At 71.4% G+C, this 26,684-nt stretch carries 18 protein-coding genes and 1 tRNA gene; 12 read left to right on the top strand and 7 right to left on the bottom strand.

Annotated features, from left to right (window positions below; genetic code table 11):
- The first annotated feature begins 36 nt into the window (after positions 1–36).
- Positions 37–387, top strand: a complete 351-nt coding sequence (locus LQ757_RS10240) for a TIGR02611 family protein (protein ID WP_231047101.1) — start codon at positions 37–39, stop codon at positions 385–387.
- 314 nt (positions 388–701) lie between these two features.
- Here the strand turns inward: LQ757_RS10240 and LQ757_RS10235 are convergent, their stop codons facing one another.
- Positions 702–2,270 carry an aminopeptidase P family protein gene (locus tag LQ757_RS10235; RefSeq protein ID WP_231047100.1) on the bottom strand — a complete coding sequence of 523 codons (1,569 nt, stop codon included), beginning with the start codon at positions 2,268–2,270 and terminating at the stop codon, positions 702–704.
- Between the two features lie 176 nt (positions 2,271–2,446).
- Positions 2,447–3,469, bottom strand: coding sequence for an endonuclease/exonuclease/phosphatase family protein (locus tag LQ757_RS10230; protein WP_231047099.1), 1,023 nt, complete (start codon positions 3,467–3,469; stop codon positions 2,447–2,449).
- 63 nt (positions 3,470–3,532) lie between these two features.
- On the opposite strand from LQ757_RS10230, the gene LQ757_RS10225 reads away from it, so the two are divergent.
- Positions 3,533–4,402, top strand: a complete 870-nt coding sequence (locus LQ757_RS10225) for a PHP domain-containing protein (RefSeq protein WP_231047098.1) — start codon at positions 3,533–3,535, stop codon at positions 4,400–4,402.
- 96 nt (positions 4,403–4,498) lie between these two features.
- On the opposite strand, the gene LQ757_RS10220 is transcribed toward LQ757_RS10225, so the two are convergent.
- Positions 4,499–6,007 (bottom strand): DEAD/DEAH box helicase, encoded by a 1,509-nt coding sequence (locus LQ757_RS10220; protein ID WP_231047097.1) that lies wholly within the window; start codon positions 6,005–6,007, stop codon positions 4,499–4,501.
- 151 nt (positions 6,008–6,158) lie between these two features.
- On the opposite strand from LQ757_RS10220, the gene LQ757_RS10215 reads away from it, so the two are divergent.
- Entirely contained in the window at positions 6,159–6,869 is a 711-nt protein-coding gene (locus LQ757_RS10215) for a ferritin-like fold-containing protein (protein ID WP_231047344.1), read from the top strand.
- 32 nt (positions 6,870–6,901) lie between these two features.
- Here the strand turns inward: LQ757_RS10215 and LQ757_RS10210 are convergent, their stop codons facing one another.
- Positions 6,902–7,207, bottom strand: coding sequence for a hypothetical protein (locus tag LQ757_RS10210; protein WP_231047096.1), 306 nt, complete (start codon positions 7,205–7,207; stop codon positions 6,902–6,904).
- A 2-nt stretch (positions 7,208–7,209) separates the two neighbouring features.
- Positions 7,210–7,434, bottom strand: coding sequence for a DUF3107 domain-containing protein (locus tag LQ757_RS10205; RefSeq protein WP_231047095.1), 225 nt, complete (start codon positions 7,432–7,434; stop codon positions 7,210–7,212).
- A gap of 93 nt (positions 7,435–7,527) precedes the next feature.
- Here LQ757_RS10205 and LQ757_RS10200 point away from each other — a divergent pair, with 93 nt between their 5' ends.
- Positions 7,528–10,644 carry a UrvD/REP family ATP-dependent DNA helicase gene (locus LQ757_RS10200; RefSeq protein WP_231047094.1) on the top strand — a complete coding sequence of 1,039 codons (3,117 nt, stop codon included), beginning with the start codon at positions 7,528–7,530 and terminating at the stop codon, positions 10,642–10,644.
- Complete coding sequence (locus LQ757_RS10195) at positions 10,641–14,021, top strand: ATP-dependent helicase (protein ID WP_231047093.1); 3,381 nt, start codon at positions 10,641–10,643, stop codon at positions 14,019–14,021. Before LQ757_RS10200 ends, LQ757_RS10195 begins: the two co-directional genes overlap by 4 nt.
- Here LQ757_RS10195 and LQ757_RS10190 read toward each other — a convergent pair.
- Positions 13,943–15,229 carry a phosphotransferase gene (locus LQ757_RS10190; protein ID WP_231047092.1) on the bottom strand — a complete coding sequence of 429 codons (1,287 nt, stop codon included), beginning with the start codon at positions 15,227–15,229 and terminating at the stop codon, positions 13,943–13,945. The two genes, LQ757_RS10195 and LQ757_RS10190, sit on opposite strands and share 79 nt — an antisense overlap.
- Positions 15,230–15,315: 86 nt before the next feature.
- Here LQ757_RS10190 and nudC point away from each other — a divergent pair, with 86 nt between their 5' ends.
- Positions 15,316–16,272 carry an NAD(+) diphosphatase gene (gene nudC / locus LQ757_RS10185; RefSeq protein ID WP_231047091.1) on the top strand — a complete coding sequence of 319 codons (957 nt, stop codon included), beginning with the start codon at positions 15,316–15,318 and terminating at the stop codon, positions 16,270–16,272.
- Positions 16,257–18,011 carry an ATP-dependent helicase gene (locus tag LQ757_RS10180; protein ID WP_231047090.1) on the top strand — a complete coding sequence of 585 codons (1,755 nt, stop codon included), beginning with the start codon at positions 16,257–16,259 and terminating at the stop codon, positions 18,009–18,011. Before nudC ends, LQ757_RS10180 begins: the two co-directional genes overlap by 16 nt.
- Positions 18,012–18,845: 834 nt before the next feature.
- On the opposite strand, the gene LQ757_RS10175 is transcribed toward LQ757_RS10180, so the two are convergent.
- On the bottom strand, positions 18,846–20,165 hold the full coding sequence (locus LQ757_RS10175) for a zinc-dependent metalloprotease (protein ID WP_231047343.1): 1,320 nt from the start codon (positions 20,163–20,165) through the stop codon (positions 18,846–18,848).
- Between the two features lie 215 nt (positions 20,166–20,380).
- Between LQ757_RS10175 and LQ757_RS10170 the strand changes: the two genes are divergently transcribed.
- The 5 genes from LQ757_RS10170 (at position 20,381) to LQ757_RS10150 (ending at position 26,501) form a co-directional block, all read left to right on the top strand.
- Entirely contained in the window at positions 20,381–21,496 is a 1,116-nt protein-coding gene (locus LQ757_RS10170; protein ID WP_231047089.1) for a YlbL family protein, read from the top strand.
- 70 nt (positions 21,497–21,566) lie between these two features.
- Positions 21,567–24,494: a UPF0182 family membrane protein gene (locus LQ757_RS10165; RefSeq protein WP_372459644.1), complete on the top strand. Its 2,928-nt coding sequence runs from the start codon at positions 21,567–21,569 to the stop codon at positions 24,492–24,494.
- A complete protein-coding gene (locus LQ757_RS10160; RefSeq protein ID WP_231047087.1) occupies positions 24,491–25,354 on the top strand; it encodes a class I SAM-dependent methyltransferase in 864 nt (287 codons plus the stop codon). The genes LQ757_RS10165 and LQ757_RS10160 overlap by 4 nt, the downstream gene beginning before the upstream one ends.
- Before the next feature lie 109 nt (positions 25,355–25,463).
- On the top strand, positions 25,464–26,345 hold the full coding sequence (locus tag LQ757_RS10155; protein WP_231047086.1) for a hypothetical protein: 882 nt from the start codon (positions 25,464–25,466) through the stop codon (positions 26,343–26,345).
- 82 nt (positions 26,346–26,427) lie between these two features.
- Positions 26,428–26,501 (top strand) — tRNA-Met (locus LQ757_RS10150).
- Positions 26,502–26,684 lie beyond the last annotated feature (183 nt).

Raw genomic sequence — 26,684 nt, 5'->3', positions numbered from 1 at the left:
GGCGCTCTCCCAGACTCGCGATATATCGTGTCGACCATGGTGACCGAGCGCGAACTTCAGCACGAGATCGCCGAGGGCGAGCGACCCGACCGGCCGATCCGACGACTCCTGCGGGGCATCCGTCGTCGCATCGAGGGCCGGCCGGCGCTGCGTCGCGCCTATCGCCTCGTCGTCGCCATGCTCGGCGGCACCATCGCCGTGCTCGGACTCCTGCTCGTGCCGCTGCCCGGCCCGGGGTGGCTCATCGTGTTCCTCGGGCTCGCGATCCTCGGCACCGAGTTCGCCTGGGCGAAACGCCTCGCCGCGTTCACCAAGCGCCAGCTCGCCCGGTTCTGGGCGTGGTCGCGCGCCCGCCGTGCCGAACGCAGCGCGTCGGCGTCGACCTGACGCGAGCGACGTCGGTCACCCGCGCGGAAGCCGCGCCACCCGCGCCGAAGCCGCGCCGAGAGTGCCGTCGTCGCCCCCCGAGGGGGCGCGGAGTGCACACTTGAGGATCGGACACGGCAGCATCGGGTGCCGAGCGAGACCGAGAGTGCAGTCGTCGCCCCCCGAGGGGCGGAATGCACGTTCGAGGATCGGACGCGGCAGCATCGGGTGCCGAGCGAGACCGAGAGTGCAGTCGTCGCCCCTCCGAAGGGCGCGGAGTGCACGCTCGGTGAAGGAGGACGAGCGGCGCCGCAGATCGGATGGTGGCGACGTGCTCAGTTGCGCGCGCCGCGCACCCAGGCCTCGACCTCGTCGGCGGTCCGCGGGATGCCCGCCGAGAGGTTCTCGGCTCCGTCGGCGGTGACGAGGATATTGTCTTCGATGCGCACGCCGATGCCGCGGAATTCCTCGGGCACCGTGAGGTCGTCGGGCTGGAAGTAGAGCCCGGGCTCGATCGTGAAGACCATGCCGGCCTCGAGCACGCCGTCCATGTACATGTCGCGACGCGCCTGCGCGCAGTCGTGCACGTCGAGGCCGAGGTGGTGGCTCGTGCCGTGCACCATGTAGCGGCGGTGGAACTGGTTGTCGGGCTCGAGCGACTCCTCGGCCGAGACCGGCAGGAAGCCCCACTCGGCGGTCTTTCGGGCGATGACCTGCATCGCGGCGGCGTGCACCTCGCGGAAGACCGCTCCGGGCTTCACGACAGCGAACGCCGCGTCGGCGGCTTCGAGCACGGCCTCGTAGACCTGGCGCTGCACCGCCGAGTAGGTGCCGCTGACGGGGAAGGTGCGCGTGATGTCGGCCGTGTAGTAGCTGTCGAGCTCGACGCCGGCGTCGAGCAGCACGAGGTCGCCGGATACCACGGGGCCGTCGTTGCGGGTCCAGTGCAGGATCGTCGCGTGCGGGCCGGCCGCGGCGATCGACCCGTAGCCGACGTCGTTTCCCTCGAGGCGGGCACGCGTGGCGAAGACACCCTCGATGACGCGCTCGCCGCGCACCTCGGAGGTGATGCGCGGCAGCTCGGCGATGACCTCGGTGAAGCCGCGCTCGGTCGCCGCAATCGCGGCGCGCATCTCGGCCTGCTCGAACTCGTCTTTCACGAGCCGCAGTTCGGAGACGACCCGGGCGAGCTCGCCGTCGGGCTCGTGCGAGTCGCCGACCTCGATCGAGAACGGCGCGTCGGCCGCATTCGTCGACAGCGCCTGCTCTGCGGCGAACCGGATGCGCGCGTGGTCGACACGCTCGGTGACGGATGCATCGGCCTCGCGCAGCACGAGGGTCGCGGTGTCGACGGCGTCGACCACATGGTCGAACTCGTCGAGGCCGCGCGTCGCCACGGCGAGGTCGGCCGCGACGTGCGCGAGCGACGGGCGGGCGCCGATCCAGAATTCGCCGATCGCGGGGTTGGCGTAGAACTCCTCGGAGTCGCGGCCGGCACGCTCGCGGAAGTAGACGGTGGCCTCGTGGCCATCGGCGGTGGGCTCGAAGACGAGCACGGCGCCCGGCTCGGAGTCGGAGCCCCAACCGGTGAGGTGCGCGAACGCGGAATGCGCGCGGAAAGGATAGTCGGTGTCGTTGGCCCGCTGCTTCATGTCGCCGGCGGGCACGATGAGGCGCTGGCCGGGGAACGCGGCCGAGACCTTCGCGCGCCGGGCCGCGGCGTACGGCGCCTGCTCGCGCGCCGACGGCAGCGTCTCGTCACGGTCGGCCCAGCCGCTGCCGATGAATCGCTTGAACCCCTCGGAGCTCGGCGTCGTCGAGCGATTCGCGTTTCGACCCGCCTCTTCGTCGGTGACGGCCGGAGCCGCGGTCTCAGTGGTGGAGGTGTCGCTCGAATTCGCCATGCCACCCATTCTCGCACCGCCCGCGGCTTCCCTCAGGCCGGTGGTGTCGCGCGAATCGCTCGCTCATGACGACGTTGACGACCATTCGCGCGACATCACGGGGGAGGGGGCGGGCGAGGCCGGGGAGAGACGGGTCAGGGAGGGCGGGGAGGCGGAGGCGGCGCCCGGCTGGCCCGTCAGCCCCGGCTCAGCGTCGCCACGATGGGTCGGTGATCGCTGCCCGCGCCGTCGAGGTCGTCGATCACGCGGAAGCTCTCGACGGTCCAGCCGGGCGTCGCGAGCACGTGGTCGATCGGGCTGCCGAGCAGGGGCGGCACCTCGGTCGGCCAGGTGCCGAGCGCCGCGGAATCGGCCGCGGCCGCGGCATCCGAACAGCGACCGAGATCGCCGCCGTCGGTGCCGTGTCCGGCGAAGTGGTCGAGCGTCGCGTTGAAATCGCCCGCCATGATCACGTCGTCGCCCTCGCACTGCGCGGCGAGCCAGTCGAGGTCGCTGCGCCAATTGCGCAGCTCCCACCTGATGGGGGCCACGGCGTGCACCGCGACGATGCGCGGGCCGACGCCGTCGACGGGGTCGGCGACGACGCTCGGCAGCGTGTTCGTGTTGCCAGGCGGCCCGGGGGACTCCGCCGACGTCACTGCGTACGAACCGAGGTCGGGGCTGATGAGCAGTGTCGTCGACCGCGCCTTCGCGATGTCGTCGTACGCCTGGGTGTGCACCCACATCGGGCTCCCGCCCTCGCGCATCGCGATGGCGACCGCCTCGCCGAGCGGGTCGGTCGTCTCGGGCAGCACCACGATGTCGGCGCCCTCGTCGAGCGCGAGCCCGGCGATCGTCTGCGCGTCGGGAACCTCGCCGAGCGTGTTCCACGCGAGCACGGTGACGGTGTCGGATGTCCCGGCCTCGGCGACTGCGGCCCCGCCCGTGCCGCGCACGGCGAGCACGGCGATGTTGCCCGCCGCGAACAGCGCGAGCACTGTGGCCATCGCGATGCCGAAGCGACGCGAACCGCGGGGGATCGCGATGAGCGCGAAGGCGACCGCGGCCGCGATGCCCGCTGCCGCCGCCGCACCGCGCAGGGCGACGACGTGCGCGGCGACCCACTGGTTCTGCAGGCCGAGCGCTTGCGGCCAGACCAGCACGAACGCAACGGCGGCGGTACCGAGCACGATGGCCCAGCCGATGATGCGGGGGAGCATTCCATCCACGATAGGGCCGACGCGCTGGGAGTCGGCGGTGAGACGCCGCACTAGCATTGAGGGATGTCAGACGCCCCTGCGGGGAACGGCGAAGCCGACCTGCACACGCACTCCACGGTGTCCGACGGAACCGAGTCGCCCGCGCGCCTGCTCGAGCAGGCCGCCGCCGCCGGGCTCTGGGGCATCGCCCTGACCGACCACGACTCGACGAGCGGCTGGGCCGAGGCCGCCGCGGCCGTGTCCGAGACCGGTGTCGCGCTCATCCCGGGCATGGAGTTGTCGACTCGCGAGGGCTACATGAGCGTGCACCTGCTCGGCTACCTCATCGATCCGCTCGACAGGGCGCTCGTCGACGAGACCGCCCGTATCCGCGAGTCGCGGCTCTCGCGGGCCGAAGACATCGTGCGCCGCATCGGCCGCGACTATCCCCTCACCTGGGACGACGTGCTCGCGCAGACCGCCGAGGGCGCGACCATCGGTCGCCCGCACATCGCCGATGCCCTCGTCGCGCGGGGGCACGCGCCCGATCGGTCGGCCGCCTTCGCGAGCATCCTGCACCCGCAGTGGGGCTACGCCCGGCCGCACTATGCGCCAGACCCGCTCGAGGGCGTGCGCCTGATCCGGGCGGCGGGCGGCGTCCCCGTGCTCGCACACCCCGGCACGCGCGGTGCCGAGCAGGTCGTCCCGCCGAGGCGGCTCCGCCAGCTCGTCGACGCCGGCCTCTTCGGGCTCGAGGTCGACCATCCCGAGAATCGTGCCGACGCGAAACCGCGGCTGCGCGAGCTGGCCGCCCGATTCGGCCTCGAGATCACCGGTTCGAGCGACTACCACGGCACGGGCAAGCCGAACCGGCTGGGCGAGTGCCGCACGGCGCCCGACGTGGTCGCGAAGGTCCTCGCCGAGGGGCGGGGCGCGCAGCCGGTGCTGCCCTGATCTCTCCCTCGTGAGTGCCGGATCGGCGCGCGAGTGCAGCGCGTGATCCGCCGTTCCGGCACTCCAGCACCGATTCGGCGACGGGCGCGCCCGGCGTCAGGCCTGCGGGGTCGTCGCCGCGGCCGCCTGACCGCCGCCGCGGCCGCCACGACGACGACGGCGACGGGGCGCGGGCTTGCCGTCGTGGTGCTCGTGTCCCTTGCCGTCGTGGGTTCCGGTTCCGGCCTCCTTGACGGGGGCGACCGCCGCGGCACCGTCGGCCGATGCGGGAGCGGGCGCCGACGAGGCGTCGCCGGCGGGGCGGCCGCCGCGGGTGCGATTGCGGGTGCGGTTTCGCGGCGGACGGTCGCCGGATGCCTCGGAGCGCGACTCGTGGCGCCCGGCGGTGGCCGAGCGTGTCGGTGCGGCCGCGGCCGAGGCGGGCTTCAGCCTGCCCTTCGTGCCCGCGGGGATGTCGAGGTCGGCGTAGAGGTGCGGGCTCGACGAGTACGTCTCGGTCGGCTCGGGCTGGCCGAACTCGAGCGCCCGGTTGATGAGCGCCCACTTGTGCAGGTCGTCCCAGTCGACGAAGGTGACGGCGATGCCCGTCTTGCCCGCACGGCCGGTGCGGCCGGCGCGGTGCAGGTACGTCTTGTCGTCGTCGGGGATCGTGTGGTTGATCACGTGGGTGACATCGTCGACGTCGATGCCGCGTGCCGCGACATCCGTGGCGATCAGCACGTCTTTCTTGCCGGCCTTGAACGCGGCCATGGCGCGCTCGCGCTGGTCCTGGTTCAGGTCGCCGTGCACGGCGGCGGCATTGAAGCCGCGGTCGTTGAGCTCTTCGACGAGCTTCGCCGCCGCGCGCTTGGTGCGCGTGAAGATCACGGTCTTGCCGCGACCATCGGCCTGCAGGATGCGCGAGATGACCTCGTCCTTGTCGAGCGAGTGCGCCCGGTACACGAGGTGCTTGATGTTCGCCTGCGTGAGGCCCTCGTCGGGGTCGTTCGCGCGGATGTGGATGGGGCGCGACATGAAGCGGCGCGCGAGGGCGACGATCGGACCCGGCATGGTGGCCGAGAAGAGCATCGTGTGGCGCGTCGCCGGCACCTTGGAGAAGATCTTCTCGATGTCGGGCAGGAACCCGAGGTCGAGCATCTTGTCGGCCTCGTCGAGCACCACCTCGTGCGCGTCGGCGAGCGAGAGGATGCGCTGGTTCGCGAGATCGATGAGGCGGCCGGGCGTTCCGACGACGATCTGCGCGCCCGCCTTGAGCTGCTCGATCTGGCCCTCGTACGCCTTTCCGCCATAGATCGAGACGACCTTCGTGGGCCGGTTCGAGGTGGCGAGCTCGAGGTCTTCGGTCACCTGCACCGCGAGTTCGCGGGTCGGCACCACGACGAGCGCCTTGACGCCGGGCTCGGGGTCGTCGCCGAGGCGCTGGATGAGCGGAAGGCCGAACCCGAAGGTCTTGCCCGTGCCGGTCTTCGCCTGGCCGATGATGTCCTGGCCCGAGAGGGCGAGGGGGATGGTCTGTTCCTGGATGGGGAAGGCATCGACGATGCCCTTCCCGGCGAGTGCGTCGACGATGTCGGACGCGATGCCGAGTTCGGTGAAAGTGCTCAAAAGCCTGCCTGTCGGTGTTGCCTGAAAGTGACGGTGAAGGATGCGCCCCGTTCTCAACCCCAGGCGCACGGCCGCGGTTCCATCGCCCGCGTGCAGCCTCCACCCTATCGGAGACTGTCTGTGAGCCCTCGGATAGGCTGTGTCCGTGGTGATGTGGTCGAACCGGCGCGGCGCGCGCCCCGAGTTGCCGCGGCTGCGTCCGCGGGTCGTCCCGACCGAGTTCACCCGCATGGACTTCACCGAGCTCGTCCCCGAGCCGGTGGCGTTCCTCGGCCAGGCCGCCTACATCCAGCTCGACTTCTTCGAGTCGCTCTCCCGCGCGGTGGCGACGGCGCCGACGCTCGCCGCGAAGGAGGGCCTGAGTGCCGCCGCCGGCGTCGCGCTGCGCAAGCACCACGCCCTCATCGCCGAGCTGCGCCGCCTCGACGTCGAGCCCGAGGCGGTGATGGCGCCGTTCGCGCCGGCGACCGACCGGCTCGGCGAGTCGACCGCGGGCGCCGACTGGTACGAGCTGCTGCTCGGCATCCACGTGACCTCGGGCATGCTCGACGGCTACTTCTCACGCCTCGCCGAGGGACTGCCCACCGAACTCGGAACCCGGGTGCGCGCCATCCTGAACGAGGCGGGCGCCGCAAGCGTGCTCGAATCCGAGCTGCGCGCGGCGATCCAGGCAGACCCGGGCCTCGCCGACCGACTCGCCCTCTGGGGGCGCAGCATCGTCGGCGACACGTTGCTCATCGCGCGGTCGGCGCTTCGCGCGAGCGACTCGGCCGATCGGTCGGGCGAGCGTGTCGAGCCGGTGTTCACCGAGCTCATCGCCGATCACACGCGACGCATGGACGCGCTCGGCCTCACCGCCTGAGCTGCGCCGGCAGCCGTACGGCGCTCAGCCGGTCAGGCGCGCCCGCTGCCGGGACGCGACAGCCGCTCGAAGAGCGCGGCATCGGCGCGCTCGCGCCCCGGGCCGATGAGGTACGCGGATGCCGCGGAGGCGAGCCCGGCCGCGACGAGCGAGACGACCCAGATCCAGCCGCCGTCCCATGCCCATCCGAGCCAGGTGAGGCCGACCCACACGACCGCAGCGACGGCGGTGCCGATCGCCGGCACGACGACGACGCCGCGCAGGTGCCGGTAGTGGAACGCGAAGTGGGCGGCGACGCCGAGGATCGCCCCGCCGACGGCGACGAAGAGGAGTTCCATCGTCAGGCGACGAAGCCGACGCGACGCGACTCCTCGGAGCCGATCTCGACGTAGGCGAGGGCGGCGGCCGGGACCACGTAGACGGTGCCCTTGTCGTCGGCGAGCTTGAGCAACGGCGACTGCCCGGCGAGGGCGGCGGCGACCGCCTGCTCGACCTCGGCCGCCGACTGGGAGGTCTCGAAACCGAGTTCACGGGGTGAGTTCTGGATGCCGATGCGAACGTCCACGGTGCACCTTTCTGCTGTTCCTGAAACACTACGACACCCGACGTGCCGAGCCGTTCGCGTTCACTGTCGGCGGAACGGGTTAGCGTTGCGCCCATGCAGGGCACCCGGTCCGTTCCCCACCTCCTCGAACAGCTCGCGACAGGCGAGCACACGGCGGTGTTCGGCGCGCCCGGCAGCGGCAAGACGACCCTCGCGATCGAGCTCGTGGCGGATCGCGTCGAGCGACTGGGCTACTCCAGCGACGAGGTTCTCGTGGTGTCGGCCACGCGCTCGGCCGCCACCTCCCTGCGTGATGCGCTCGCCGTGCGACTCGCGGTCACCACGCGGGGCCCGCTCGCGCGCACCGCGAACTCGATCGCGTTCCAGTTCGTTCGGGCGTACACCGGGTCGCCGGTCACGCTGCTCACGGGCGCCGAGCACGACCACATCATCGGCGAGCTCCTCGAGGGCGGCATCCGAGACGGCTTCGGGCCCGAGTGGCCCGAACCCCTCACGCCCGACGTGCGGGTGCTTCGCGGGTTCCGATCCGAGCTGCGCGACCTCATGATGCGCGCGGTCGAGCACGGCGTCGGGGCCGAGCAGCTCAGCGAGCTGGGGCGGCGCGGGGGCCGGCCCGAATGGGTCGCAGCAGCAGCGTTTCTCGCAGAGTACGCCGAGGTCAAAGAGCAGCTGCGCCCCTCCCAGTTCGATTCGAGCGAGCTCGGCGCCTTCGCCGCGGCGATCGTGCGGCGCAGTGTCGAAGATCCCGATGCGGCACGGGCGCTCGGCACCCTGGCCGGGTTGCGCCTGCTCGTCGTCGACGACGCGCAAGAGGCGACCGAGACCACGGCCGCGCTGCTCGGCGCATTCGCCGCACGAGGCACCCAGGTGGTGGCGCTCGGCGACCCCGATGTCGCCAGCAACGGCTTCCGAGGCGGCCGCCCCGAGCTGCTGGGCTCGCTCGCAGCCGTGCTCGACGGTGCCGAGGTGAGCCGCGTCGAGCTGCCGTCGGTGCACCGCGGCAACGCGGCACTGCGCGGTGTCGTGCAGTCGGCCACCGCGCACATCGGCACGGCGCTCGGCGGGCGGCATCGCACCGCGGCGATGGCGACCTCGTCCGATTCCACCGAGCCGGCTCTCGACGCGCTCGTTCCGGTTCTCGGCATCGAGGCGGCCTCGCACGCGGCCGAGTGCCAGGCCGTCGCCGGGGTGCTCCGCGAACGCCACCTGCTCGACGGGGTGCCGTGGTCGAAGATGGCGGTCGTGCTGAGGTCCGGCGGCGACGTGCCCGCCTTCGAACGCGGGCTCGCGCTCGCCGACGTCCCCACCGCCGGCAGCGCAGCCCGCACGGCGTTGCGCGACGCACCGGCGGCGGCCGCCCTCCTCTCGGCTGCGTCGCTCGTGCTCGACCGTGAGCCGCTCGGTCCAGAACTGGCGATCGCGTTGCTCACCGGGCCCATCGGGCGCCTCGACGGCGTCGGTCTTCGTCGGCTCCGACTGGCGCTTCGGCACGACGAGCTCGCGGCGGGCGGCGACCGCACGGGCGACGAGCTGCTCGTCGATGCCCTCGCCGCACCCGGCGGCTTCGAGACGATCGACGCCGCACCCGCGCGTCGCGCCGCCCGGCTCGCGAAGGTGCTCGGCGCAGCACGAGCCGTCGCCGTGAGCGGCGGCTCGATCGAGGACATCCTGTGGGCGCTGTGGGACGGCAGCGGCCTCGCGACCGAGTGGGGCGCGCAGGCACGCGGCACCGGTGTGCTCGCCGACGAGGCGAACCGCGCGCTCGACGCCGCGGTGGCGCTCTTCGCGGCGGCCCAGCGCCATGTCGAGCGCGAGCCCGACGGCTCGGCCGTGCGGTTCGTCGACGAGGTGCTCGCGAGCGAGCTGCCCGAAGACTCGCTGGCGCCGCAGCGCAGCGCCGAGACCGTCGTCGTGGCCACGCCGCCCGCCCTCATCGGCCGCTCCTTCGACGTGGTCGTCGTCGCCGGCCTGCAAGACGGCGTCTGGCCGAACCTGCGTCCGCGAGGCACCCTGCTGCACGCGGGGCTGCTCGCCCGTGCCGCGGCGGCCGCACGGTCGGGGGCGTCGTCGCCCTCGCCCGAGGGCGTGGCCGAGGCCCGCGCGTCGGTGCGCGGCGACGAGCTTCGGCTGTTCGCGCTCGCGGCCTCGCGCGCCGAGCGACAACTCGTGCTCAGCTGCACCGCCAACGACGACGAGCAGCCCTCGATGCTCATGGGCTACGCCCCCGAGCGCATCCGTGCGGGGCGACGGCGACCGCTGCACCTCCGCGGGCTCGTCGGCGCGCTTCGCCACGAGGCGGTGGCCTCCCCGGCGGGCGAGGCTGCGGCCGCGCTCGCCCTGCTCGCCGAGGCGGGGGTCCCCGGCGCCGATCCCGCCGACTGGTACGGCCTCGCCGCCCCCTCGACGGTCGCCCCGCTCGTCGATCTCGACGGCGATCCCGAGGCGCTCGTGCCGATCTCGCCGTCGCAGATCGATCGCGCCGAGGAGTCACCGCTCGGCTGGTTCATCGACCACGTCGCGTCACCGCCATCGGGTATCGCCGCGTCGATCGGCACGCTCGTGCACGCGGTCGTCGAAGAGGTCGGCGCCCGCGACGACGGCGACACGAGCATCGAGACGATCTGGTCGGCGGTCGAGGCGCGGTGGCGCGAACTGCGGTTCGAGGCGGGCTGGGTCGCCGAGCGCGAGCGGCGCGGTGCCCGCAAGATGGCCGAGGGCGCCGCCGACTACCTCGCGAACTTCGCCGACGACGGCAAGGTGCTGCTCGGCGCCGAGGGGCGGTTCACGCTCGTCGTCGATCGGGTGCGCATCTCGGGCACGATCGACCGGGTCGAGTCGTCCGCCGACGGCACGACGGTCATCGTCGACCTCAAGACGGGCCGCACGCCCCCGACGGGCGAGCAGACGGCGGCGCATCCGCAACTCGCGGCCTACCAGCTCGCGGCTCGCGCAGGCGACATCCCGAGCGGCGGCGTGCTCGGCGGTGCCAAGCTCGTCTACCTGGCGAAGCCTGCACGTGGCGTCGCGTACACCGAGCGCGTGCAGCAGCCGTTCGACGACGAGGCCGAAGCGGCGTTCCGCGAGCGGCTCGCCGCGGTCGGTCGCACCATGTCCGGCAGCGAGTTCGAGGGACCCGCCGAACTCGGCTACCGATCGCGCTTCGCGGGCTGGCAGTACCGCGTGCACCTCGTCCCGGCGGTGTCCGCGTGAGCGGTGCGAGCGCGGCCGCGACGCCCACGGTCCTCAGCGCGCTCGAGATCGCCACGCGGCTCGGGTTGCACGCGCCCACCCCCGAGCAACGCGCCGTGATCGAGGCCGACCCACGCGGCCAGAGCATCGTGGTCGCGGGGGCCGGCAGTGGCAAGACCGAGACCATGGCGAACCGCGTCGTCTGGCTGCTCGCGAACGGCCACGTCGACGTGCCCGAGGTGCTCGGGCTGACCTTCACGCGCAAGGCCGCGGCCGAACTCGCCGACCGCGTACGCCAGCGCGTGGCGCAACTCGTCGACGAGGGCATCGCCGACGTCTCGCTCGATCCGCTCGAGTCCGCGTCGGTCGGTACCTACAACGCCTTCGCGAGCTCGATCTACCGCGAGCACGCGATGCTCATCGGGCGTGAGCCCGACGCGGCGGTGCTCGGCGAGGCATCCGCCTGGCAGTTGGCCCGATCGGTCGTCGTCGCATCGACGGACCCTCGGCTCGTCGAACTCGACGCGACGCTCGACCGCATCACGGGTGCAGTCCTCTCGCTCAGCCGGTCGCTCGCCGAGAACGTCGCCGACAGCCGCGACGTGCGGGCGATGGCACGCGACTTCCTGCAGATGCGTGGCCTGCCGATCGAGGCGCCGCGCAAGCGCACCGATTTCGCCTCGTTCGTCGACGCCCTCGGCGTCGTCGACGCCCTGCCGCCGCTGCTCGAGCTGGCAGACGCCTACGCTGCGGCGAAGCAGCAACGCGGTTACGTCGAGTTCTCCGACCAGATCGCGCTCGCGCTCGCGATCTGCCAACGGCACCCCGAGGTCGTGGCGGCGCACCGCGAGCGGTATCGAACCGTGCTGCTCGACGAGTACCAGGACACGAGCGTCGTGCAGACGCGACTGCTCTCGACGCTGTTCGCCGACCAGCCGGTGATGGCGGTCGGCGACCCCGACCAGTCGATCTACGGCTGGCGGGGCGCGAGCGCCGCGAACCTCGCCCGCTTCGGGCGTGACTTCGCACGACAGGCGCCGGCGAGCGTGTACGACCTGTCCACCAGCTGGCGCAACCCGCGCATCGTGCTCGACGCGGCGAACGTGCTCATCGCCTCGCTCGACGCGGGGATCCCCAAGGCGCCGCTCAGCGCGTCGCCCTTCGCCGGCCCAGGCCGGCTCGACGTCGTCTGGGCCGAGACCGTGGAAGACGAGGCCGATCGCGTCGCCGACTGGTTCGCGCGGCGGTTGGGGCGCGGCGCGGGCGACGGTGCGACCGGTGCGCTGCTCTGTCGCACCTTCGCGAACGTCGCCGTCTTCACCGCGTCGCTGCGAGCGCGTGGCGTGCCCGTGCACGTGCTCGGCATGGCCGGGCTGCTCGACCAGCCGGTCATCGCCGATCTGGTGTGCGCGTTGCGCGTGCTGCACGACCCGACCGCCGGTTCCGAACTCGTGCGCGTGCTCGGAGGCGCCCGGTGGCGCATAGGACCTGCCGATCTCGCGGCGCTGCACGGCCTCGCGAAGTGGCTCGTCGACCGCGACCTCTCCACGCGTCGCCTGGGCGACGACGTGCGCGCCGGCCTGCGGGCCTCGATCGCCGCCGACGAGTCGCCCTCGATCGTCGACGCACTCGACTTCCTGCTGAACGCCCCCGACACGCACTCGGCACTTCGCGACTTCAGCGCGATCGGCCTCGCCCGCATGCGGCGCGCCGGCGCGCAGCTGCAGTCCCTGCGCCGCCGCGCGGGTCTCGGCCTCGTCGACTTCGTGAGTCTCGTGCAGCAGGAGCTGCTCCTCGACATCGAGGTCGCCGCGAATGCCGCGCAGCCGCTTGCCGGCCCGAGCCTCGAGGCGTTCGACGAGCTCCTGTCGGCGTTCGTTGACGTGGCCGAGCATCCCACGCTCGGTGCCTTCCTCGGCTGGCTCACGGAGGCCGAGCAGCGCGACCGCCTCGCACCTCGTCAAGACGAACCCGAACCGGGTGCCGTGCAGGTGCTCTCGATCCACGGCTCCAAGGGACTCGAGTGGGATCTCGTCGCCATTCCGCGGCTCGTCGACGCCGAGCTGCCGTCCAAGCCGCGCTCCGCGAAGGGCTGGCTGGCGTTCGGCGAGCTGCCGAACGAGTTCAAGGGCGATGCCGACGAACTGCCCGAACTGCAGTGGCGCGGCGTGCAGAGCCAGGCCGAGTTCGACCAGGCGGTCTCGGCGTTCGCCGAGGAGAACCGCGAGCGGCACGCCGATGAAGAGCGGCGGCTCGCCTACGTCGCCCTCACCCGTGCTCGCGGCGAGCTCCTGCTCACCGGATCGTGGTGGTCGACCCAGAAGGCACCCCGACTACCCAGCCCGTTCCTGCGTGAGCTCGCGCAGGCGGGCATCATCCCGGTCGACGTCCTGCCGACCGCACCGAGCGACGACGAGAACCCCCGCGGCGATCTCGGCGAGCGCCCGCGCTGGCCGCTCGACCCGCTCGGAGCACGACGCACGGCGGTCGTGGCCGCCGCCGATGCCGTGCGCGCCGCGGCCGAACTGCCGAGCGGGTCGGGCATCGGGCCACGACTCGCCGAGCACCTGCGGCTGCTCCTCGAAGAGCGTCGTCGCCGCGACGAGGGCGACCCGGTCATCGAGATCCCCGCCCGGGTGCCGGCGTCGCGGTTCAAGGACTACGTCGACGACCCTGCCGCGGTGGGCGCTGCGCTGCGCCGGCCGATGCCGCAGCGGCCGTTCCGGGCCACCCGCGTCGGCACGCTCTTCCACGATTGGGTCGAGCACCGCTCGACCGGAGAGGGAGCGGCATCGGCGCTCGACGACCTCGACCAGCTCGACCCGTTCGGTCTCGGTCTCGCTCTCGGCACCGGCCTGGATCTCGGCTCCGTCGCCGGCACCGGCACCGGCACCACCGCCGCCGGGTTCGGCACCGGCGACCTCGGCGATGGGCGCGGCACCGTGGTCGACGATGCCTCGCCTGAGCGGCTGCGTGCGCTGCAGGCCACGTTCGCCGCCTCCGAGTGGGGCCGTCGCAGGCCGCGGGCCGTCGAACTCGAGCTCCACCTGCCGATCGGCGCGAACGTCTTCGTGTGCAAGCTCGACGCCGTGTACGATGTCGATCCCGAGAGCGAACTCGCGGCACGGGGCATCCGTGTGCAGGTCGTCGACTGGAAGACCGGAAAGTCGCCGCGCGACGCTCGAGACCTCGAGCTCAAGCAGACGCAGCTCGCGCTCTACCGGCTGGCGTACGCGAGTTGGGCCGGCATCGACCCCGAGTCGGTCGACGCCGTGTTCTACTTCGTCGAGGACGACCGCGTCATCAGGCCCGACGGGCTCTACGACGAGGCAGCGTTGCGCCGAGCGTGGTCGTCGGTCGAGACGGCGGCATCCGACGGGTCGTCGGCCACGGCCTGATCATCGCCGGTCGCCCGGTCCGCCGTGCGATCGGCACCCACCCTTCGATCGGCGGGTCGAACCGGCGCCGCGTCGCCCCAGTCGCTCAGGTCGAGCGGAATGGGCGCGGTCGCGTCCATCGGCGGGGTCGGCCGCTCGCCCGCCGCGTGGCGTTCGAACTCCGAGACGTCGTAGCTGTCGGTCAACAGTGCGCCGCCGCGCTCGCGGGCGAGCCGGTCGTGAGGCGTCTCGTCGAGCATCCGTTCGACGTCGTCGACGGCGAGGATCGGTCCGGTCTCGGGCGACAGCGGCTCGCTCGACCGGTCGTGAACACTCTCGACGAGTCCGTCGAGCAGGCCGACCGCGTCTTCGACGATGGCGTCATCTCGGGCGTCGACGCCGTGCAGCAGCCAGCGGGCGAGCTCGAGCTCTCCGTACAGCAGGGCGCGCTGCGGGAGGTGCGAATCGGCGCCCCCGTTGCGTGCGCCGACGTACGCGGCCAGCGCCGCCTCGGCCGCCTGGCCGCGCGACGTGAGCAGCCAGTGCAGGTCGCGGGCGGGGTCGCTCTCGGCGAGCGCCGCCCAGCCGAGCACCCCGCTGACGGTGTCGCCGTCGACGACGATCGAGTCGGCCGTGAGCGCGCCGTTCACAACCGTCGGACGGAAACGCCAGAGTGCGGCGTCGTCGGTCGCCTCCTCCCAACGGCGCAGGATCGCGGCCGGCAGGCGACCCGTGTCGGCCGCCCGGCCGACGAGTTCGACGACCGCGTCGCGCGCCTGCTCGGCCGTCTGGCGGGGCAGCCCGGCGTCGGCGATGAATCCGGTCGGCAGCGAGTGGATCGCCGCGACGGCGAGACCGACGGATGCCGCGAGCCGGTCGTGCGCCGTCAGCTCGTCGGCACCCAGCACTGCGCCGGGAATGAACTCGGTGACGACGCCACGGGTGCCGTCGATGGGGGCCTGGCCGACGAAGGCGGGGACGCGGAACGCCAGTCTGGAGCGGATTCCGGGGGTCATCGCACGAAGGGCGACGAGGTCGGCCGATTGCTCGGTCTCGGCGGTCTGCGAGCGCGGCACCCGGATGAGCAGGTGCCGGTCGTCGGTCGTGTGGAACTCGACCGCGTCGAACGCCCCGTGGCTGCGCCGGGTGTGCGCGCGGGCGGCGCGCACCTCGAGGCCGGGCACTGCCGCCGTGGCCAACGCGGCTAAGGTGAGAGGAGGTCTGGCCATGGCACACAGCTTAAGCAGGCATCTCCGGCTTCGGGCGACCGCCACGCGTTCGGGCCGACACCGCATCGAGCCGCGAAGGGTGCACTGTGACCGATCCCGACCTGTCGGCGCCGCCGTTCGCTCGCGCCGTCATCGATCGAGACGCGGCCGAGCGCGACGACCCGACGTTCGCCGCTCGGTTCGACGCCGATCCGACCGCGCGCGTGGTCGCGGTGCGCGGTCACCGCGTGCTGCTCGCCGAGCGCGTCGAGGGATCGGAGCCCGCTCTCGAGCTGCGGCATCCCGCCGACCTGCCTGAACCGACGCTGCGCTCCTATCTGGGTCGCGACGGCGACACGCCTGTCGAGCTCCGCGTCTTCGACGAGGCATCGGCCGACCTCATCGAGCCCGAGGCCGCTCACTGGCAGGGGCTGCGCGCCGCGGCGCCGGTGCTGCCCGCGAACCACACCGGCCTCGCCGTCGAAGCGATCGCCCTCGCGAACTGGCACGCCGGCCACGCGTTCTGTCCGCGCTGCGGCGCGGCGACCCAGCCCGTGCAGGCCGGCTGGGCGCGGCGCTGCGAACGCGACGGCAACCTCCTCTTCCCGCGCACCGATCCCGCGGTCATCGTGATCGTCACCGACGACGACGACCGGCTCCTGCTCGGCTCGAACGCGCTGTGGGAGCAGCGCCGTTTCTCGCTGCTGGCGGGATTCGTCGAGCCGGGCGAGTCGCTCGAGTCCGCGGTCGTCCGCGAGATCGGCGAAGAGGCGGGTCTGCACGTCGATCGCGTCGAGTACGTCGCCTCGCAGCCGTGGCCGCTGCCCGCGAGCCTCATGCTGGGGTTCACGGCGCGCCTGGCACCCGGCGTCGATCCTGCAGCCGCCAAGCCCGACGGCGACGAGATCCTCGAGCTGCGTTGGTTCACCCGCAACGAGATCACCGCGGCGTACGGCGGCGTCGTGCTGCCTGGCGAGACGTCGATCGCGCGCTGGCTCATCGAACGCTGGTACGGCGGCCCCATCGACCCCGAGGGGCGCCTGCCTGCATGGCCGACGTCGTGACGACGGTCGACGATCCGCTGCTCGCGGCGCTCGATGACGAGCAGCGCGTCGTCGCCGAGGCGCTGAACGGCCCGGTGTGCGTGCTCGCCGGCGCGGGCACCGGAAAGACCCGGGCGATCACGCATCGCATCGCCTACGGAGTCGCGTCGGGTTCGTACGACCCGGGCCGGGTCATGGCGCTGACGTTCACCGCGCGTGCGGCCGCCGAACTCCGCGCGCGTCTGGGCCGACTCGGCGCGGGTGCCGTGCAGGCACGCACGTTCCACGCAGCGGCGCTCGCGCAACTCAACCACTTCTGGCCGATTGTCGCGGGCGGCTCGGCGCCGCGGGTGCTCGAGTACAAGGGACGCCTGCTCGGCCAGGCCGCCGAGCGCGCGCGCCTCAGGGTCGACTTGCCTACGTTGCGCGACGTCGCGGCCGAGATCGAGTGGCGCAAGGTGAGCGGGCGCGGCCGCGAGGCCTTCGACGCGAGACTCGCGACGCGCGGCGCGCCCGGCAAGCTCACGCCCGACCAGTTCCTCGCGCTCGTCGAGGCCTACGAGCAGCTGAAGGACGAACGGCGCATGCTCGACTTCGAGGACGTGCTGCTCGCGACCGCGGGAATGATCGAGTCCGAGGCATCTGTCGCCATGCACGTGCGCGAGAGCTACCGCCACTTCATCGTCGACGAGTACCAGGACGTCTCGCCCGTGCAGCAGCAGTTGCTCGAGCTGTGGCTGGGCGATCGCGACGACCTCTGCGTCGTGGGTGACGCGAGCCAGACGATCTACTCGTTCGCGGGTGCGAGCTCGGAGTACCTGCTCGGGTTCGAGCGGCGCTACGCCGACGCCACGGTCGTGCGGCTTGAGCGCAACTACCGATCGACCGCCGAGATCGTCGGCACCGCGAACCGGCTGATGCGAGGCCGAGCGGGCGCGCTGCGGCTCGAGTCGGCGATCGAAGGCGAGAACGGGGCGGATGTCCCGGAGCCCGGCATCATCGCCTACGCCGACGAGCTCGCCGAGGCGAGGGGCGTGGCGACCCGCATCCGCAATCGCATCGACGAGGGCGCGGCGCCCGAATCGATCGCCGTGCTCATGCGCGTGAACTCGCAGTCGGCGATCCTCGAGCGCGCCCTCGACGAGGTCGGGGTGGGCTCGCGCGTGCGCGGCGCCGCGAGGTTCTTCGACCAGCCCGAGGTGCGCGAGGCCGTGCACGCGTTGCGCGCCGCCGCCCTCACCATCTCGGGCGAGCCCCTGTTCAAGTCGGTGAGCGACGTGCTGCGCTCGCTCGGCTGGAGCGTGCAGCCGCCCGAGGGCCCCGGTGCGGTGCGCAGCCGCTGGGAGTCGCTCAACGCGATCGCACGGCTCGTCGACGACGCGCCCGAGGGCACGACCTTCCGCCGGTTCGCCGACGACCTGCGCGCGCGCGCCGAGGCGCAGCACGAACCGGCGCTCGCGGTCGTCACGCTCGCGACGCTGCACTCGGCGAAGGGCCTCGAGTGGGACGAGGTGTACCTCGTGGGGCTCAGCGAAGGCATGCTGCCGATCGCCTACGCCAAGGGTTTCGACGCGATCGACGAAGAGCGACGTCTGCTCTACGTCGGCATCACGCGGGCACGGCGTCGGCTCGAACTGAGCTGGGCACGCCAGGGCGGCGCGCATCGAGGCGAACGCGAGCCGTCGAGGTTCCTGCAGGAGCTCGGCAGCCGCACTCGGGGTGCAGTCGGTGCGGCACGAGCGACGGGGGAGCGCCGGTAGCGAGCGTGAGCGACGCCCCGCCGGCGGCGCTGCGGCCGAGTCGCAGGTGATCGTCGACGACGGATGCCGCTGCCGCGGCCGCGTGAAACGCCGAGCGGAACCCGGGGTGCGGGGCGGGTCGCCCCGCGAGCTGCGCAGCGATCGCGGGCCAGGCCCCGTCGGCGTCGCGGCGGTCGAGTTCGACGCAGCGGAGGCACGGGCCGTGCCCCGGTTCGACGAGCGGCCCGACCGTGATGCCGCGTTCGTCGTCGACGACGGCGAGATGCGGCACATCGCGCCGCAACCACGGCAGGTGCCGTGCGGGCGGGATCACCCACGCGGCGGCGATCACTGCGAGGGCGACCTCGTCGTCGGCATCGACGTCGTCGAGCCCGACCGCGTTGTGGCCGAGGGCGGTGAGGTTCGCGAGCAACAGGCGGGTGACCTCGCCGTCGCCGTCGACCACGACTCGGCCCGTGCGCCGGTCGGGCGCGGGGCGCGGGACATCCGTCGCCTCGTCGAACGCCGGTGCGAGCAACGCGAGTACGCGATCGACCTCGGCGGGGGAGCCGTCGAGTCCCGAGCCGATCGTGCGGAGGGTCGAGAGGCCGGCGCCGTGTCGCAGCGCCGCGACGAGCCCGGTCTCGAGCGCGCCCGGGTCGCGGATCACGACGCGCGGGGTCAGCCCGCCGAGCTGCAGCTCGGCGGGCGAGCGCCACACGAGGGGGAGTGCGGGGTCGATGCGGGGGGCCATGTCGAGAGCATGCCCGAATCGTCGGAGCCGCCGCGGAATCCTTCCACAGGGGTGCGCGGGTCGAGGAGCGGAGCGTCTCGAGACGCGCCGGCCTGCTCGGCTCAGCCCTTCGGCGGCTCGCCCTCTTCACCGGGCGCCGCGGGCGTCTCGCCGCGCAGCAGCTGCTCGAGCGCCTGGTCGAACTCGTCTTCGGCCGTGGCCTCGGCGCTGTCGGCGCCGGTGAGCCGGGCGACGAGCCCGCTCGGGTCGTCGAGATCAGCCGACGTCGGCAGCAGATCGGGGTGCGCCCACAGCGCGTCGCGCGCCTCGACGCCGACCGCTTCGGTCACGGCGCGCCACATCGCGGTCGCCTCGCGGAGGCGACGCGGCCGCAACTCGAGGCCGACGAGGGTCGCGAAGGCGGACTCGGCCGGCCCGCCCGACGCCCGGCGGCGTCGAATGGACTCGGCGACGGCGTCGGACTTCGGCAGGCGCGACGTCGCATCGGCGGTCGCCGCGTCGACCCAGCCCTCGACGAGGGCGAGCATCGTCTCGAGTCGGTCGAGCGCGGCCTGCTGCGCTTCGCTCTTGGGCCGGATGAGCGCTCCGCTCACGACCGCGTTGCGCAGCTCTTCGGTGTTCGACGGATCGAATCCCTCGGCGAGCTGCTCGAGGCGGTCGGTGTCGATGTCGATGCCGCGCGCGAAGGCCGTGATCGCGGTGATGAGGTGCAGGCGAAGCCAGCGTGCGTGACGGAACAGGCGTGCGTGCGCGAGCTCGCGCACCGCGAGGTACAGCTCGACCTGGTCGTCGGGGATGTCGAGGCCGGCACCGAACTCGGCGGCGTTCTGGGGCAGGATCACGGCACGACCGTCGTCGAGGAGCGGGATGCCGACGTCGCCGCCCGAGACGACCTCGGTGGCGAGCTGGCCGACGACCTGACCGAGCTGCATCGCGAAGAGCGCACCGCCGATGCCGCGCATCATGCGGCTCGCGCCCGCGATCATCGAGCGCATCTCTTCTGGAGCCTGCTCGGTCATCACGCGCGTGAGCGCGTCGGAGATCGACAGCGCGACCGGCTCGGCGAGCTGCGACCAGATCGCCATCGTCGCCGACACCCAGGCTCGCCGCGTGAGCACCTCGGGAGTCTGCGGCAGCGACGAGAAGTCGACCGCCTCGTCGAGCCACAACGACGCGACCTGGAAGGCCTGGTCGAAGCGTGCGCGCTCGTCGTCGGTGATCTGGGTCTGCGCCGACGCCGCGCGCTCTTCGCCCTGGCGGAGCGCCACGCTCCAGTCGATGCCGTCGTCGGCCTTGTTCATGGCCTGCTGCAACTGGGCGAACAGCGCAGCGAGCGCGGCCCGGTCGTTGGGCAGCCCGGCGGCACCCGCGAGACTCGAGGGATCGATGCCCCCCGAGCCCGAGAGCAGCTCGCGCAGCATCTCGCGGAACTCGTCTTCGGGGTTGGGCTCGCCGGGCTCGTCGCGCTGATCGGCCACTGCCGTCACCTCCACATTTCGTGTTCTCAACCGTAACGCCGCTGCACCGCAGCCTGTCTGGGAAATGGCCTAGGCTGGGCGTTCCGGGTGTCCGCCCTTCGCGAACAGCGCCGGCCCCGGCGCACCTGCGACGACCCGTCGCCCCGGAAGGAACACCGATGGCCCTCTTCTCCGACGAGCCTGCGTCGCCGCATGCCCGTTTCGAGCGGCGTTCGCGTCGCGAGCGCATCGGGTGGGGCGCGATCACGGTCGCCACGGTCATCGCGATCGTGTTCGCCCTGATGCCGTCCCCGTACGTGATCGAGCAGCCCGGCCCCGTCTACGACACCCTCGGCGTCGCCGAGAACGGCGACGGCGAAGAGGTGCCCCTCATCGAGATCCCCGACGAGACGACGTACCCCACCGACGGCGAGCTCAACCTGCTCACGGTGTCGGTCGTGGGGCGCCCGGGCGCGACGCCGAACTGGCTCGAGGTGCTCGGCGCCTGGTTCGACCGCACCCGCTCGGTCGTGCCGGTCGAGGCGATCTTCCCCCCGGGCATCACCAACGAGCAGCGCGACGAGCAGAACCAGGCAGCGATGGTCGACTCGCAGCAGGACGCGATCGCCGCGGCGCTCGTCGAGCTCGGCTACGACTTCCCGCGCGAGGTCACGGTCGTCACCCTCCTCGACGAGTCACCGGCCGACGGCGTCATCGAAGAGGGCGACGTCATCCTCTCACTCGACGGCACCGACGTGCACTCGGTCGGGGAACTCCAGAGGGCGGTGCGCGAGCACGGTTCCGAGGGCCCGGCGTCGATCGTGCTCGTGCGCGACGGCGTCGAGCAGACCGTCGAGGTGACGCCGGTCGATCGCAACGGCAACGCCGTGCTCGGTGTCGGCGTGCGCATGGAATACGAGTTCCCCATCGACGTCGAGCTGCAGCTCGACAACGTGGGCGGGCCGAGCGCCGGCATGATGTTCGCACTCGGCATCGTCGACAAGCTCACCCCCGGCGCGATGACCGGCGGCGAGATCGTCGCGGGCACCGGCACGATCGACTCGGCAGGGGCGGTCGGAGCCATCGGAGGCGTTCGCCAGAAGCTCTGGGGTGCGCTCGATGCCGGCGCCGAGTGGTTCCTCGCCCCCGAGTCGAACTGCGACGAGGTCGTCGACCACGTGCCCGACGGTCTGAGCGTCTTCGCGGTCGAGACCCTCGACGAGGCGCGCACGATCGTCGAAGACGTCGCCGACGGTGAGCTCTCGGGCTCATACCCGTCGTGCGCCGCCGGGTGACAGCCCGTTCCAAGAATCGCGACCATAGGATGGATTGTCGATCCCATCCGACCGAACATCGAGGCCGAGAGTGTCAGCACAGACCCAAGAACCGAGGAACCCGCGACGGCGCGCGCCGATCGCGATAACCATCGGGGCGGTGGCTGCTCTCGTGATCGCGTTCTTCGCGTTCACCGGGCTTTATGCCGACGTCCTGTGGTACGACCAGCTCGGCTACCTCCCGGTGCTGACGACCGAGTGGGTCTCCCGGATCGTGCTGTTCGTCATCGGGTTCCTCGCGATGGCCGTACCGGTCTGGGCATCGATCCAGATCGCCTATCGCACCCGCCCGGTCTACGCGAAACTCAATTCGCAACTCGATCGTTACCAAGAGGTGTTCGAACCGCTGCGCCGCCTCGCGATGTACGGCATCCCGGTCGTGCTCGGCATCTTCGCCGGCGTCTCGGCGTCGAGTCGGTGGGAGGGCGCGCTCGCGTGGCTGAACCGCACCCCGTTCGGCACGACCGACCCGCAGTTCGGCTTCGACGTCGGATTCTTCGTCTTCGAGCTGCCGTTCTACCGCTCCATCGTCGGGTTCGCGTCGGCCGTCGTGCTGCTCTCGGTGCTGCTCGTCATCGCCACCAACTACCTGTACGGCGCCATTCGCGTGAGCGGCCGTGAGGTCGTGATCTCGAAGTCGGCGCGCGTGCAGATCGCCATCACCGCGGGCCTCTACCTGCTGCTGCAGGCCGTCAGCATCTGGCTCGACCAGTACGCGACCGTCACCGAGACCGGCTCGCTCATCACCGGTGCGGCATACACCGACGTGAACGCCGTCATCCCCGGCAGGGGCATCCTCGCCGCTGTCGCGGGCGTCGTCGCGATCCTCTTCTTCGTGACCGCGATCATCGGCCGGTGGCGGCTGCCGCTCGTCGGTACCGCCCTGCTCATCGTCACGAGCCTGATCATCGGCTCGCTGTACCCGTGGGTCGTCGAGCGTTTCCAGGTCGAACCGAACGCGAAGTCGCTGGAGTCGCCCTACGTACAGCGCAACATCGACCTCACACGCGACGCCTACGGTGTCGCCGACGTCGAGGAGATCCCGTTCGCGGCCAAGACCGACGCCGAGCAGGGGGCGCTGCGCGCCGACGCCGAGACCACGGCGAACATCCGCCTCATGGACCCGCTCGTGATGGCGCCGGCGTTCCAGCAGCTCGAGCAGTTCCGCCAGTACTACCAGTTCCCCGACGCCCTCGACGTCGACCGATACGACATCGACGGCGCGACCCGCGATACCGTGGTCGCCGTGCGCGACGTGAACGTCTCGGGCCTCGGCGACGCCGACACGTGGTTCAACTCCCACCTCGTCTACACGCACGGTTACGGCCTGGTGGCGGCGGCGGGCAACCAGCGCTCGGTCGACGGCCAGCCGGTCTTCCTCCAGTCGGGCATTCCCCAGTCGGGCGTTCTCGGCGAGTTCGAGCCGCGCGTCTACTTCGGAGAGGGTTCGCCGCAGTACTCGATCGTCGGCGCACCCGAAGGAGCCGACCCCATCGAGCTCGACTACCCGGCGGGCGGCGAGAACGAACGGCAGACGCAGACGACGTTCGAGGGCGACGGTGGTCCGGCGCTCGACAACCTCTTCACGAAGCTCGTGTACGCGCTCAAGTTCCAGTCCGAGCAGATCTTCCTCTCCGACGAGGTCACGAACGAGTCGCAGATCCTCTACGACCGCGACCCCATCCAGCGCGTGCAGAAGGTGGCCCCGTACCTCACGCTCGACAGCGACACGTACCCGTCGGTGGTCGACGGCCGCATGGTGTGGATCGTCGACGGCTACACGCTGTCTGACCAGTACCCCTACTCGAACAAGGTCTCGATGAGCGATGCCATCGCTGATAGCGAAGGCGTCGCGCCGACGCTCGCGTTCGACGAGGTCAACTACATCCGCAACTCGGTGAAGGCCACCGTCGACGCGTACGACGGTTCGGTCACGCTCTACGCGTGGGACGACGAGGACCCGATCCTGCAGACCTGGCAGAAGGTCTTCCCGGCGACCATCGAGCCGATGAGCGAGATGTCGGGCGAGCTCATGAGCCACGTGCGCTACCCGGCAGACCTGTTCAAGATGCAGCGTGCCGTGCTCGGCCGCTACCACGTGACCGAGGCGGGCTCGTTCTACTCGCGCGACGACGCGTGGACGACCCCGAAGGACCCGACCGCGGGCGCGAACACCACGATCCTGCAGCAGCCGTACTACCTGACCATGCAGATGCCCGGCCAAGACGCGCCGACGTACTCGCTCTACTCGACCTTCATCCCCGAGGCGAGCGGCGACCAGAGCCGCAACGTGCTGCGCGGCTACCTCGCGGTCGACGCCGACGCGGGCGCCACCGCCGGTGAACGCGCCGAGGGGTACGGCAAGCTCAGGCTGCTCTCGCTGCCCGAAGACGACAACGTGCCCGGCCCGGGTCAGGTGCAGGCGAAATTCAACTCCGACCCGAGCGTCTCGCAGTCGCTCAACCTGCTGAAGCAGGGGCAGTCCGACGTGATCAACGGCAACCTCCTCACGCTGCCCGTCGGCGGCGGCCTGCTGTACGTGCAGCCCGTCTACGTGAAGTCGACCGGAAACACGAGCTTCCCGCTGCTGCAGAAGGTGCTCGTCGCATTCGGCGACCAGATCGCCTTCCAAGACACCCTCGATGAGGCGCTCGACGTGCTCTTCGGTGGCGACTCCGGTGCCGCGGCGGGCGATGAGCCGGTCGATCCCGGCGCCACCCCGACGACTCCGCCGACCGAGGGAGGCGGCGAGACCCCGCCGACCACGCCGGTCGCGCCGAGCGACGAGGTGCAGGCCCTGCTGAACGAGGCGGCGCAAGAGCTTCAGAACAAGCAGGCCGCGCTCGCCGAGGGCGACTGGGCGGCATACGGTGCGGCCGATGCGAAGCTCGCCGAGATCATCGCGAGCCTGCTCACGCTCACCGGCACGCAGAACGCCCCCGCAGACACCGGCGAATGACCGCCGACCTCCGCGGCGGCGAGTGGCTCGATGACAATCGCGCCAGCTGGGACGAGCGGGTCGGCGTGCATCTGGCATCCGACTTCTACGACCAGGCACCGCTGCGCGAGGGCGGGGGAGTGCTCGACCCCATCACCCGTGCGGGCATCGAGCGGCTCCACCCAGATGGGCTCGAGGGTGTGCGCGTGCTGCACCTGCAGTGTCACTTCGGCTCCGACTCGCTGTCGCTCGCGAACCTCGGCGCGACCGTCGTCGGCATCGACTTCGCGCCGGCCGCAGTCGCCGAGGCGAGGCGCATGGCCGACGAGATCGGTCTCTCGCACCGTGCCCGATTCATCGAGGCGAACGTGTACGACGCACGGCACATGCTGCCCGAGCCCGAGTCGTTCGACCTCGTCTTCGTGACTTGGGGCACCATCATCTGGCTTCCCGATGTGGCTGAGTGGGCCCGCATCGTCGCGTGGTTCCTGAAGCCCGGCGGCCGGCTCTACTTCGCCGACGGTCACCCCAGCGCACTCGTGTTCGAAGGCGATGGCGGCCCGGGCAGGCTGCCGGCGTTCACCTACGCATACTCGAACGACCGACCCGACGTCGTCGACGACCCGGGCGATTACGCCGACCCCGAGGCGCAACTGGTCAACGCCACGACGTGGGAGTGGACGCATCCGACCGACGAGGTGCTGCGTGCTCTGCGCGACGCAGGGCTCGACCTCGAGACCTACACCGAGCACTACTCGGTGCCGTGGCAGATCTTTCCTGCCGCCGTGCCGCTCGGCGAGGGCATGTTCGGCTGGCCCGACACGCGCTGGCTTCCGCTCTCGTTCGAGCTGGTCGCCCGAGCCCCGAGCTCGTCGCGCTGACGGGCCGGGAGCCCCCTGATCGGGGGCTCCGAGAGCGCTACGTTCGGGTAGCTGATTTCGGCGGACCACCGGTAGCATGGGGCCGGGGGACGAGATGAGAGAATCTCGAATGGCGCTGCCGGCGTTCGGACTGGTGCTCATGGCGACGCTGTCGGCCTGTGCCGTGGGCGCTTCGACGCAGGGGACGGATCGCACCGACGCGCCCGACGCGACCGTGGCGCCGACGGAACCGGAGCACATCGAGTTCGATCCAGCGGCCTTCGACGATTCGTCAGCGGTGATCGACAACCCGTGGCTCGTCATGCTTCCCGGCACCCAGTGGATCTACGACGGCTTCCTCGAGACGCCGGAGGAGACGCTCCCGCACACCATCGAGTTCACGGTCACCGACCTGACGAAGGAGATCCAGGGAGTGAGCACGGCGGTGGCGTTCATCGTCGACGTCACCGACGGCGAAATCGTCGAGAAGGAGATCGCCTTCTATGCCCAGAACGTCGACGGCGACGTCTGGTACTTCGGCGAGCATCCGGTGGAATACGACAAGAGTGAGGTCGTTGCCGCTCCGACCTGGATCGCCGGCTACGATGGCGCGCTCCCCGGTGTCAAGATGTGGGCCGACCCGAAGGTGGGGATGCCCAGTTACTTCCAGGGCTATGCCGAGTCGGTCGACTGGACCGACTACGGCACCATCGACGAGATGGGTGTGGAGACCTGCACCGATGCCGAGTGCTTCGAAGACACGCTGGTCATCGCTGAATCGAGCCTCGGCGAGGAGGACATCTTCCAGCTCAAGCACTACGCCGAGGGCATCGGCGAAGTGAGCGTCGGATGGCGCGGCGAACCCGAGGAGAAGGAGGGTCTGCAGCTCGAGAGCGTGACTCAGTTGAGTCCCGAGGCACTTGCGGCGATCCGTGCGGAAGCGCTGGCACTCGAGGCTCATGCGTACGAGGTCAGTGCAGACGTGTACGGCCAGACGGCGCCGTCGAGTTAGGGGCCCTTGGCATGCTCGATCTCCCGTACGCTGCGCCCGATTGGACGACGTTCGAACTGCATGCTAGTGTTATCTCTTGTGCCGCGGGGTGGAGCAGTTCGGTAGCTCGCTGGGCTCATAACCCAGAGGTCGTAGGTTCAAATCCTGCCCCCGCAACGCTGTGTTCGTCAGAACGCCCGAAACGCCCGGTCTCTTCGGAGGCCGGGCGTTTCGCGTTGTATCGGGGATCGCCGACCCGATCGGGACGCGACCGAGCCGCTGACCGACACGGCACGTCGGGGTTGTTCAGGCTGGTTTCAGCACACCTCATGGATAGTCGTCAGCATCCCATGGATGTGA

The organism is Agromyces cavernae (assembly GCF_021044935.1).
Classification (GTDB): domain Bacteria; phylum Actinomycetota; class Actinomycetes; order Actinomycetales; family Microbacteriaceae; genus Agromyces; species Agromyces cavernae.
The sequence above is the reverse complement of the archived record's forward strand: the minus strand, read 5'-3'. Positions and strand labels throughout refer to the sequence as shown.